1 protein-coding gene is annotated in these 1,718 nt (G+C 75.7%); it reads left to right on the top strand.

Features of this window, described 5'->3' with window-relative positions; genetic code table 11:
- Positions 1-379 precede the first annotated feature (379 nt).
- Positions 380-1,718: membrane protein (locus VR45_RS18590; protein ID WP_045940916.1), on the top strand; the 1,339-nt coding region annotated here is incomplete at its 3' end.

Here is a 1,718-nt window from a genome sequence, read left to right as displayed (position 1 = left end):
CGGCTCCTCCGGGCGTAGGGGGTGCGGTCCGGCCGGTCGGGTGCGCCGGTCGGGGGCCGGTCCGGGCGCCGCCCGGACACCGACCCGCAGCGACGCTAACCCGCCGCCCCCGGCCCCCGGCTCACCTGTTCGGGGTGACGACGCGACGGGGTGGCGCGTCGATCGGGCGGCGGGGTGCCGAGGTGCCGGGGCAGCGTGCTGCGGGGTGACCGGGGCGGCGGACCCGGACCGGTCCCGGTCACCCCGCTGGGTCAGCCCTGCTCGCCGACTGCCGCGCGGGGCCCTTGGCTGGGTGCACCGGTGTTCGCGCCTCCCGGCGCCACCGGTCCGCCCGGGGCTCCCCCCGACCCCGGGCCGCCCAGGACGAGGAGCCGCGCCCATGCCACCGACCGAGCCCGGGCCCGAGCAGCCCGGCCGTCCGCCCGGACCCGCGCAGCCCGGCCGTCCGGACAGCGTCGAACTGGACGCGCTGCACCGCCGGGTCGCCGAGCTGGAGGCGGACGCCCGGAGCAAGAAGCAGCACCACCGGCTGCGCACCACCGGCTCGGTGGTCCTGGTGGTGGTCGCGTCCGTGCTGTCGCTGCTCGCGGTCATCTCGGTCTGGGCCCACGACGAGATCACCGACACCGACCGGTTCGTCGCCACCATGGCGCCCCTGGCCCACAACCCCGACGTCCAGAGTGCCCTGGCCAACCGGATCACCGACGCCGCGACGGAGCAGGTCGACGTCAAGTCCCTGGTGAACGACCTGTCCCAGGCCGCCGCCGAGCAGGGCGTGCCGCCCCGGCTGGCCCAGCTGCTGGGCGGCCTGACCGGCCCGCTGGAGGGGGCGCTGACCAACCTCGTGCACTCCGCCGCCGACCGGGTGGTCACCAGCGACGCCTTCGCCACCGTCTGGGAAGAGGCGGTACGGGCCGGGCACGCCACCATGGTCAAGGCCCTCACCGGCAAGGGCGGCGGCGCGGTGGTGCTGAAGAACGACGAGGTCGTGATCGACATCGGGCCGATGGTGGACCGGGTGAAGACCGCCCTGGTCCAGGCCGGGTTCGCGCCCGCCGCCAAGATCCCGGAGGTGCACACCGAGTTCGTGGTGTTCTCCTCGCCCGACCTCGCCAAGATCCGCGGCGGCTTCCGGCTGCTGGAGATCCTCGGCTGGTGGATGCCGGTGATCACGGTCCTGGTCGCGGCCGGCGCGGTGTTCACGGCCTTCAACCGCCGCCGCGCGCTGGCCGGCGCCGCCCTCGGCATCGCGGCGGCGATGCTGCTGCTCGGCCTCACCCTGACGGTGTTCCGCTCCTACTTCCTGGACCACCTGCCCACCGACGCCTCGCCCGCCGCGGCCGGCGCCGTCTACGACGCGCTGGTGACCTATCTGCGCACCTCGGTGCGGGTGGTCGGCTTCCTGGCCCTGGTCGTGGCGCTCGGTGCGATCCTCATCGGCCCCTCGCGGGCCGCCGTCACGGTCCGTTCGGTGGCCGGGCACGGGGTGGCGGCGCTGCGCTCGGCGGCCGACTCGGCGGGTTTCCGGGCCGGGCCGGCGGAGCGCTTCGTCCGCCGCTACAAGCGCTGGACGGGCGTGGCGATCCTGGTCGTCGCCGCCGTGCTGTTCGCCTTCTGGGACCACCCGACGGCGATGGTGGTGTTCTGGTTCGCCGTGGTCGTGCTGGCGGCCTTCGCGGTCCGCGAGTTCCTCGCCCCCGCCTACCGGACCGCCGCCC

The sequence above is a fragment of the Streptomyces sp. NRRL S-495 genome (assembly GCF_000966955.1).
In the GTDB taxonomy this organism is placed as follows: Bacteria; Actinomycetota; Actinomycetes; order Streptomycetales; family Streptomycetaceae; genus Kitasatospora; species Kitasatospora purpeofusca.
Note: the sequence above shows the minus strand (reverse complement) of the source record. Positions and strands in the feature narration are given on the sequence as shown.